The organism is Microbacterium sp. WHRI 7836 (assembly GCF_040223885.2).
GTDB classification, from domain to species: domain Bacteria; phylum Actinomycetota; class Actinomycetes; order Actinomycetales; family Microbacteriaceae; genus Microbacterium; species Microbacterium oxydans.
Map to the genome: position 1 here is coordinate 3,583,465 of NZ_CP168171.1, position 9,134 is coordinate 3,592,598.

General features: G+C 69.7%; 8 protein-coding genes. All 8 read right to left on the minus strand.

The window, feature by feature from the left end:
- Nucleotides 1-6: 6 nt before the first annotated feature.
- Nucleotides 7-936, minus strand: a complete 930-nt coding sequence (locus ABRP18_RS17325; RefSeq protein WP_349885111.1) for a DUF4862 family protein — start codon at nucleotides 934-936, stop codon at nucleotides 7-9.
- Nucleotides 933-1,619, minus strand: a complete 687-nt coding sequence (locus ABRP18_RS17330) for an N-acetylmannosamine-6-phosphate 2-epimerase (protein WP_046748585.1) — start codon at nucleotides 1,617-1,619, stop codon at nucleotides 933-935. The genes ABRP18_RS17325 and ABRP18_RS17330 overlap by 4 nt, the downstream gene beginning before the upstream one ends.
- The gene (locus ABRP18_RS17335) at nucleotides 1,616-2,551 is read right to left on the minus strand and encodes an ROK family protein (RefSeq protein ID WP_349885112.1); all 936 of its coding nucleotides are present in this window, start codon (nucleotides 2,549-2,551) and stop codon (nucleotides 1,616-1,618) included. Before ABRP18_RS17335 ends, ABRP18_RS17330 begins: the two co-directional genes overlap by 4 nt.
- Complete coding sequence (locus tag ABRP18_RS17340; RefSeq protein WP_349885113.1) at nucleotides 2,551-3,498, minus strand: dihydrodipicolinate synthase family protein; 948 nt, start codon at nucleotides 3,496-3,498, stop codon at nucleotides 2,551-2,553. The genes ABRP18_RS17335 and ABRP18_RS17340 overlap by 1 nt, the downstream gene beginning before the upstream one ends.
- 16 nt (nucleotides 3,499-3,514) lie before the next feature.
- Nucleotides 3,515-4,315: an ABC transporter ATP-binding protein gene (locus ABRP18_RS17345; protein WP_046748582.1), complete on the minus strand. Its 801-nt coding sequence runs from the start codon at nucleotides 4,313-4,315 to the stop codon at nucleotides 3,515-3,517.
- On the minus strand, nucleotides 4,312-6,363 hold the full coding sequence (locus ABRP18_RS17350) for a dipeptide/oligopeptide/nickel ABC transporter permease/ATP-binding protein (protein ID WP_349885114.1): 2,052 nt from the start codon (nucleotides 6,361-6,363) through the stop codon (nucleotides 4,312-4,314). The genes ABRP18_RS17345 and ABRP18_RS17350 overlap by 4 nt, the downstream gene beginning before the upstream one ends.
- 1 nt (nucleotide 6,364) lies before the next feature.
- Nucleotides 6,365-7,321: an ABC transporter permease gene (locus ABRP18_RS17355; protein WP_045262486.1), complete on the minus strand. Its 957-nt coding sequence runs from the start codon at nucleotides 7,319-7,321 to the stop codon at nucleotides 6,365-6,367.
- 90 nt (nucleotides 7,322-7,411) lie between these two features.
- Nucleotides 7,412-9,010: an ABC transporter substrate-binding protein gene (locus ABRP18_RS17360; protein ID WP_193761112.1), complete on the minus strand. Its 1,599-nt coding sequence runs from the start codon at nucleotides 9,008-9,010 to the stop codon at nucleotides 7,412-7,414.
- Nucleotides 9,011-9,134 lie beyond the last annotated feature (124 nt).

Genomic DNA, 9,134 nt, shown 5'->3' on the forward strand with positions numbered 1-9,134 from the left:
GAGAGGTCAGACGTCGAACAAGGGTCGGCGCAGCACCTCGAGGTTCCGCGCGACGGTGCGCAGGGCGTCCCGGGCACTGGCGTCGTCAGGGCGTCGGGCCGTCTTCAGCCCCAGCCAGGCGACGTCGCCCGCTGCCGCGAGTGCCGCAGCGACGTGTGCATCATCGAGGAGCGAGGCCGATTCCGGATGCGTCGAGGCGATCGGCAGATGCGCATCCACCCACGGAGGACCGTACGGACTCTGCACGGCCGCAGCGCCGGAGAAGGCGAGGCCGACGAGGAACCCGGAGGCTGCGGCTGCGGTGATCTGCGCGGTCACGGCGTCCGCATCGCGCAGCTCGATCGCCGAGCGACCCCAGTTGAGCCAGAGCCCGACCGATGCCCCGGCCGCCCGGATCGCCGCGATCTCATCGTCGAGGGAGAGGAAGCCCTTCTCCGGGATCTGCCCTGGCACCGACGCATCGCAGTGCTCGACGACCAGGCGCGCTCCCGACCAGTCGAGGGCGGCGGCTTCCTGCAGCGAACGCACGAATGGTTCCGCGGCTCCTGCCACCCGCGGGGCGGTGTGCAGGGTCACCACGGCAACGGTCGCGCCGCTCTCGCGGTCGATGCGCGCGATGTCGGAGGCGACGCGGCGCAGGTCGTCGACGGCTGCCGTGCGACCCGCTTCATCGGTCGACGCCAGACCGTATCGTGAGTCGCTCCCCAGGCGCCCCATCACGAAGGGGATCGGCGTCACGGCGAGCGGCACGGCGGGCACGTTCGCGAGGAACCAGGCCTCGTCGTGCGGGTGGATGCCTCCCATCCACGGCACTTCGAGCCCGGCGACCCCGGGAAGCGCACACAGCGCGGGCAGCAGCTCCCCTTCGAGCTCCGGGTCCCAGCGCGCGTGCGCCGGAGAGGCCGGATAGGCGCTGACGAGGACGGGCGCAGTCATGCGCGGGCTCGCGCGACCGCATCGGCGAACCACGTCGTGATCGTCGAGGGATGCGTGATGGCGGTGCCGACACAGACGGCGAAGGCACCGGCGGCGATCGCGTCCGCGGCCTGCGCCGGCGTGTGGATGCGCCCCTCGGCGACGATCGGACGACGGCAGCGGGCCGCCATCAGCTCGATGAGCTCGAGATCGGGGCCGGTGGTCTTCGGGCGCTCGCCCGTGTAGCCGGACAGGGTGGTGCCGAGGATGTCGGCGCCCGCCTCTTCTGCGGCGAGCGCATCGTCGAGCGAACCGCAATCGGCCATGATCAGGGCGTCGGTGTGCGTGCGAAGACCCTGGATCGTCTCCCCGAGAGTCAACCCGTCCGGACGATCGCGACGGGTGCCGTCGACCGCGATGATGTCGGCTCCCGCGTCGGCGACGGCCCTGGCATGGTCGAGCGTCGGAGTGATGAACACGTCGCGATCGCCGTCCTTCCACAGACCCACGACGGGCACGGGGAGGTGGGCCGTCGCACGGATGTCGCCGATTCCCTGCACCCGGATGCCCGCGGCACCCCCGACGAGGGCAGCCGCGGCCACCTGGGCCATCGTCCGCGGGTCGCGCATCGCCTCACCGGGGTAGGCCTGGCACGAGACGATCAGGCCGCCACGCAGCTGCTCGAGGGGGTCGGCGAGTCTCATGGGTTCCTCCAGACGGATGCCGCAGCTCCCCGCAGCGGGGCGTCGTCGCCGAGAGTACCCGGCAGGATGGGCGTGCTCTGCAGCGCATCGATCGCCTCCGCGTGGAAGGCGTCGCGCATCGGGCGCCACCAGTCCTCACCGATGTTCGGCACGCCGCCGGTGACCACGATGCGCTCGGGATCGAGGATCGTGGCCGCTCCCGCGATGGCGCGTCCGACCGCTGCGGCTGACTCGCCGATGGCGCGGCGGGCGATGGGGTCACCGGCAACGGATTCCGCCGCGATCCCCCGGGCATCGGTGATCCCGGGGTCTCCTCCGAGCGAGAGGAAGTGCCGGTGCATGCCGATGCCGGAGCCGATCGCCTCGAGGTGTCCGGGTCTGCCGCAGGGGCAGCGCAGGTGTGCGGCTCCCGGCACCGGGAGGTGCGCGATCTCCCCCGCGACGTGATGCGCTCCGCGCACGGCATCGTCGCCCAGGATCAGTCCGGCGCCGACACCGGTGCCGACCGCGACGATGAGCGCACTCGCCGCCCCGGCCGCCGCCCCGTGCCGGTACTCCCCCGCCGCGTGCGCATCGACGTCGTTCTGCACCCGCACGGGAGCATCCGTGATCAGGTGCGCCCCCAGCCCGGCGCGCACGAGGGCGGCAAGAGGGGTGCCCGGCCAGTCCGCGAAGGTGTCGGTGGCCGAGATGATCGTCCCGCTCCCGGCATCGACGACCCCGGCGGTGCCGATGCCGACTCCCGACAGGCGCAGCCCGGTGCCGGAGAGCAGCCGCTCGGCGAGGGCGACGACGGTGGCCACGACGGCCGTCGGCCCCTCCGCGGCGGGAGTCGTGGCCACCTCGGTGCGCAGCAGCGTGTCGTGGCGGTCGGCGAGCGCTGCGGCCGTCTTGGTGCCGCCGATGTCGACGGCGAGGACGACCTCGCCCATCAGGCGACGGCGACAGGGAGCAGGTGCAGCTCGTCGAGGATGTCGCGGATCTTGGAGACCGCATCGTCGTCGAGCGCCTGCACGGTGCGAGCCATGGTGGCGTGATCGATGATGCCGCGGGCGTGCATGGCGGCCTTGAACGCGCCGACACCGGTCGCATCCCCCGACAGCCCCTGCGGCTGGAACACGATGTCGAACAGACGGTTGATGCGTTCCTGTTCGGCCCGGGCGATCACCCAGTCGCCGCTCTTGGCCGCCTCCCACAGCCGCACGTATCCCGCGGCCTCCACATTCGCGAGTCCGGGGACCACGCCGTCGGCACCCGCGAGCGCCATGGCGTCGACGACGACCTCGTGACCGGTGAGCAGCTGCAGCGGACTCCCCGCCGCCCGGTTCGCCGCGATCAGACGCCGGAACGAGACATCGTCGCCCGAGGAGTCCTTCACGCCCTGGATCACGCCCTCGCTGCCGAGCTGCACGAGCAGATCGATGCCGAGCTTGGAGTGCACGCGGACCGGGACGTCGTAGGCCCACAGCGGGGCGTCGATGGCCGCGGCGATGGTGCGGAAGTGGTCGGCGACCTCGGCGGCGGAGTTCAGCGTGTACAGCGGAGCCGTCGTGACGATCGCCTGCGCGCCGGCGTCGACCAGACGGCGGGCGGTCTCGATGATGCGGGGAGCCGTGAGCTCGATCGCGCCGGCGATGATCGGCACCCGGCCGGCATTCGCCGCGACGATCGTGCGGAGCAGCTCCACGCGCTGGTCGTCGGTGAAGTACGCGGTCTCGCCCGTGGAGCCGAGGGCGAAGAGTCCGGAGACACCTTCGTCGACGAGACGGTCGACGAGACGGGAGAGTGAGGCGTGGTCGATCGAGCCGTCCTCGAGCAACGGGGTGGCGACGGGCGGGACGACGCCCGCGAAGACGGGGGCGGAGGGGGCAGCAGACATGTGTGTTCCGGTCGTTTCAGTGGTGGGATTCGAGCAGCGAGGGCGCAGCGCCCAGCAGCGTTCTGGTGTAGTCGTCGGAGGGAGCGTCGAACACACGGGCCGCGTCGCCGAACTCGACGACCCGCCCCTTGTTCATCACGGCGATCTCGTCGGAGAGGTAGCGGACGGTCTGGATGTCGTGGGAGATGAAGACCATGCCGAGGCCGAGCTGCTCCTTCAGGTCGGTCAGCAGGTTCAGGATCTGCGCCCGCACCGAGACGTCGAGCGCCGAGGTGGGCTCGTCGGCGACGATCACCTGCGGGTCGAGCACGAGCGCCCTGGCGATGGCGACACGTTGGCGCTGCCCTCCGGAGAGCTGGCTGGGCAGCGCGTCCAGGGCCGAGGGCGGCAGCCCGACGAGACCCACCAGGTCGCGCACCTTGCGGCTCCGGGTCGCCGCGCTGCCGAGGCGGTGCACCTGCAGCGGATCGAGGAGCGCATCGCGCACCGTCATCCGGGCGTTCAGCGCGGTCGCCGGGTCCTGGAAGACGACGGACAGGATGCGCCCGAGCCGCTTGCGCACGGCGGGCGTGAACGATCGCACCGGCTCGCCGCCGAACACGACCTGCCCGCTCGTGGGCTTCTCGAGGCCGATCAGCACCTTGGCCGAGGTCGACTTGCCCGAACCGGACTCGCCGACGATGCCGAGGGTCTGCCCGCGCTTCACCGTGAGCGAGACGCCCGCGAGCGCATCGACGTACTCGGGACGGAAGAGTGAGGACGCACGGGTCTTGTAGCGGACGTGCACGTCCTTCAGCTCGATGACGGATTCGCTCATCGTCCTGCTCCGATCGCCTCGACGGGCGCATCGTCCGGATGCGCGGAGTAGTAGTGCTCTGTCCCCTCGATGTGTCGGCGCACCGGGGTGGTGCCGGCATACCGCGAGGGGTCGCTGGACCGCGGGGCGAAGCGGTCGCCCGCCGGGAAGTCGCGCGGTGAGGGCACGACTCCCGAGACCTGATGCAGACGGTCGGAGCCGGCCTCGATCGAGAGCACCGCGCCCAGGAGGCCCTGGGTGTACTCGTGCACAGGTTGGGTGAGCACCTCGCGGGTGGTGCCCTGCTCCACGACCTGGCCCGCGTACATCACCGTGATCCGGTGGGTGAGCTCGGCCACCAGGGCGAGGTCGTGCGAGACGAACAGGAGCGCGAAGCCGAGCTCCTGCTGCAGCCGCATGAGCAGCTCCACGACCTGGGCCTGCACCGTGACATCGAGCGCGGTGGTCGGCTCGTCGGCGATCACCAGCCGCGGATCCCGGGTCAGGGCCATCGCGATGAGCACGCGCTGCCGCTGCCCTCCCGAGAGCTCGTGCGGATACGAGGAGAGTGTGCGCTTCGGATCGAGACCGACGAGCGTCAGCAGCTCCTCGGCAGTGCGGGTGCCGCCGCGCGAGGTGAGCTGCTTCATCTGCGAGCGGATGAGCATCGCCGGGTTGAGCGAGCTCAGCGCGTCCTGATAGATCATCGCGATGTCGTGTCCGCGCAGCGCGTTGCGCTCCTTCGGCGCCATCTGCAGCAGGTCCTTGCCGTCGAACAGGATGCGTCCGCGGATGTCGGCCTTCGGGTCGAGCAGGCCCATGATCGCGAGCGAGGTGATCGACTTGCCGCATCCGGACTCTCCCACCAGCGACATGGTCTCGCCGGGGCGCACCGTGAAGCTGACGTGGTCGACCACGTCGACGTCGCCGTGCCGGGGGAACGAGATGCACAGGTCCTGCACCTCGAGCAGCGGCTTCTCGTCGCCCGTGTACTCGAGGCGATCCGTGCGGGAGAGTTCGCGCCGTCGCAGCTCGGCGAGTCGTTCGGCGAGGGGGACGACTTCCGCGCGCGGCACCAGGGTGTCGGGGACGCCGCTCGGCACGGAGAGGTTCACCGCGGTGTCGACGGTGGGGATCACGTGCGTGTCGTCCGGGATCGCTGCGACCTCGAGCTCGTGCGTGGACTCCTCGGTGTTCGCGGCGTCGGCCGTGATCTTGCGCGCCCGCGGCGACACCATGGCGTCGGTCATCCCCTCGGAGAGGATGTTGAGGCACAGCACCGTGATCATGATGAGGATGCCGGGGAAGAAGGTCGCCCACCACGCTCCGCTCATGAGCAGGTTGCGGCCCGCGGCGATGACGTTGCCCCACGACGGCTCGGGATCGGGCACGCCGGCCTGCAGGAACGACAGCGAGGCCTCGAACACGATCGCGTCGGCGACGAGCACGGTCGCGAAGACGAGGACCGGTGCCATCGCGTTGCGCGCCACGTGGCGCACGATGATGCGCGGGGTGCCCGCTCCCATCACACGCACGGCCGAGACGTAGTCCTCCCCGTACTGGTCGAGGATGTTCGCACGGACGATGCGGGTGAGCTGCGGCACGTAGAGGAACGCGATGGTCAGCACCAGCACGGGCAGCGACTTGCCGAACACCGCCACGAACACCGCGGCGAGCGCGATGCCGGGGAACGACATCACGACGTCCATGACGCGCATGAGGGTCTCGGAGATCCACTTCGGGGCGGTGGCGGCGATCGTGCCGAGCACGCATGCGGCGACCAGGGCGACGAGGGTCGCCCCGATACCGATCACGAGCGAGTAGCGGGCGCCGTAGACGAGGCGCGAGAAGATGTCGCGGCCCTGACGGTCGGTGCCGAACCAGTGCTCCGCTCCCGGCGGCTGCACGGGAGTCCCGGAGGCCAGCGGGTCGAACGGCGCGATGAGAGGCGCGAAGATCGCGGCCAGGGCGATGATCGCCAGCACAGCGATGCAGATGATCGACCCGAGGGACAGGCGGCCCCAGCGGAGGCCCGGGACGGAAAGCCGTTCCGTGAGTTTGCGTCGCATGTCACACCGCCCGGATTCGAGGATTGATGAGCACGTACAGGAGGTCGACGATGATGTTGATCACGACGAAGGCGAGCGCCACCGCGAGCGTCACTCCCTGCACGAGGTTGGGTTCGTTGTTGGTGACGCCGTTGAGGATGAGGGTTCCCATCCCGGGGATGGCGAAGATGATCTCGATCACCACGGCGCCGCCGAGCAGGTAGCCGATGCGCAGTCCCAGCACCGTGACGGGGGTGATGAGTGCGTTGCGCAGCACGTTGCGGCCGACGACGATCACCCGCGGGATGCCGGCGCCGAGGGCGGTGCGCACGTAGTCGCGGTCGAGCTCCTCGACCATCGAGGTGCGCACGACGCGCGACAGCTGACCGATCACCGGCACCGCGAGCGCGATCGCAGGGAGGGTCATCCGGGCGAGCCATCCGGAGGGGTCGGTCCAGAAGTCGGGGAGCGGGCCGGAGGCGGGGAGCAGTCCGAGCCCGAGGGTGAAGACCTGGATGAGCAGGATGGCGAGCCAGAACGACGGGGTGGAGAGCGCCGCGACGCCGAAGACGCGGATCACCTGGTCGGGCCAGCGGTCGCGGTAGACGGCGGCGAGGACGCCGATCACGAAGGCCACGATCACGGCGATGATGAGCCCGAGGAAGGTGAGCGCCAGGGTGACCGGGAAGGCACGGGCGACCTCATCGATCACGGGAAGGCTGCGCGCGGAGTAGGTGCCGAGGTCGCCCTGCACGAGTCCGAACAGGAAGTTCACGTAGCGGACGAGCAGGGGGAGGTTGAGGCCGTGGTCCTCACGGTAGGCCTCGAGGGCTGCGGGCGACGCCGTCTCGCCGAGCGCCGTGCGGGCCGGGTCGACGGGCGAGAAGGACATCACGAAGAACACGAGGAACGTGATGCCGAGGATCATCAGCGGCAACTGCAGCAGTCGCCGGCCGATGAGGCGGAGCGTGTGGGACACGTGCCGCTCCTTCCGAGGGTGAGGGAGGTGCAGGGGGCGCGCTCGTCGGGTGAGCGCGCCCCCTGTTCGGGTGCTGCTTCTGTGCGGGTGCTACTTCGCGGCCACGCCGACGTCGAGGAACGACAGTCCGGTGGTGGGGACGGGCTGGAACCCGACGAGCTCCTGGCTGCTCCAGGCGGTCGGCAGCTTGCGGTGGAACAGCGGGTAGAGCACGGCCTGATCGGAGAGCAGGTCGAACGCCTGGTCCCAGGTCTTCTGCTGCTCGTCGCCTTCCTGCTGGACGGCGGTGTCGAGGAGCGTGCGCAGCTCGGCGTACTCGGGAGAGTCAGCCCAGTTGGTGCGGGTCTGGGTCCAGACGTTCTCGCCGTACCACCAGTTCATGAGCAGGTCGGGGTCGACGCCGAAGACCGAGGGGTCACCGGGGGCGACGGCCACCGTGTAGTCGCCGGAGTCGACCTTCTCGTACATCGACGCGGACTGTCCGATGTCGAGCGTGGTGTCGATGCCGATCGCGTCGAGCGACTCCTTGATCAGCGGGGCGACCTCCTTGACCCATCCGGTGTCGGTCGTCAGCAGCGTGATCGACAGGTCGGAGACGCCGGCATCCGCCAGCAGCTCCTTCGCCTTCTCGGGGTCGTAGGTGTAGACCGTCGAGGCCTCGTGGTAGTTCGGGTACGTCTCGGGCAGGAACGAGGTCGCAGGCGTGGCGTTGCCGAGCATGCCCGTGCCGATGATCTTGTCCATGTCGAGGGCGTAGTGCAGTGCCTGCCGCACGCGCACGTCGTCGAACGGCGCCGCCTTGGTGTTGAACATCATGAACAGCAGGCCGAACGACTGCACGCTCTCGACGTCGGCCGACGAGGCGAGGGTGTCGACGTCGATGTATGGCACGTCTTCGATCGCCTGCACGGTGCCGGTGGACATCGCGGTGACGCGGGCCGAGGCGTCGGCGAGCAGGTTCCAGTTCATGCCGGCGGCGAGCGCGGGGCGCGGGCCGTTGTAGTCGTCGTAGCGCTCGAAGACGAGCTTGTCCTCGGGGACCGCGGAGACCAGCGAGTACGGGCCGGAACCGACCGGGTTGGCGGCGAAGTCCTCGGGGTCGGCCTCGACGACCGCCTTCGGGACGATCTTGACGACGCCGAGGCGGTCGTTGATCAGCGAGAAGGGGTAGTCCGTCGTGATGCGCACGGTGTCTTCGTCGACCGCGGTGACGGTGTCGATGAAGTCGACGAACGACAGGAAGAGCGAGTTGTTGTCCGGATTGAGCACGCGGTCGTAGCTGAAGACGACGTCGTCCGCCGTGACCGGGTCGCCGTTCTGGAAGGTCGCGCCTTCGCGGATGTCGATCTCGTAGGTCGTGTCGTCGATCTTCGTCGGGAGGTCGGCGGCGAGCGCAGGGGCCGGCTTCTGTGTGACCGGGTCGAGGTCGACGAGACCTTCGAAGACATGCCAGTTCGCCGAGACCGTGACGGCGCCGGAGGCGACCATCGGGTCGAAGCTGCCGTTCAGCGTGTACGAGATCCCCGCCTCGATGATGGCGTCCGGGTCGATCTCGCTCGCGGCCGCGCTCTCGTCGGGGGTGGCGGTGGTGCCGGCGCCGCAGCCCGCGAGGGCGACGGATGCGGCGACTGTGCCGGCGACCGCCATCGCGAATCGACCCGCGCGACGGCGGGTGAAGTGTCGGTTCATGTGTGCTCCAGGGTGGTGGGGGGAACATTTTGAGGACATCTGATGTCTGATGTACTCTAAACACAGGTTCGATCAGATCACAAGAGTGAGATGATCGGAGCGTTTCTGCCAGGCACGAGAGGGA